Genomic DNA, 263 nt, shown 5'->3' with positions numbered 1-263 from the left:
CCGATTCTGGCCCGGCGCAAGAACGTGCGACGTGGAAGCAACGGCTGGTCGCGCAGAAAGGCGTGTGGCCCGTACTGCTGATCTTCCTGGTGGTACTCGGTGGTATCTATGGTGGCTGGTTCACCCCCACCGAAGCCGCGGCAATTGGCACCGTAGGCACTGGTTTCTTCGCTTTCACCCTGGGCAAGATGAAGCTCGGTGAGTTCAAGGAGGTGTTACTCGGCACCGCTATCACCACCGCCATGATTTTCATGATCCTGCTC

1 protein-coding gene is annotated in these 263 nt (G+C 58.9%); it reads left to right on the top strand.

Annotated features, from left to right (window positions below):
* The coding region (locus tag AC0IYH_RS32110; RefSeq protein ID WP_471838356.1) for a TRAP transporter large permease subunit at positions 1–263 on the top strand (263 nt) is incomplete at both ends.

It is taken from the genome of Pseudomonas sp. AC463 (assembly GCF_979253585.1).
Note: the sequence above shows the minus strand (reverse complement) of the source record. Positions and strands in the feature narration are given on the sequence as shown.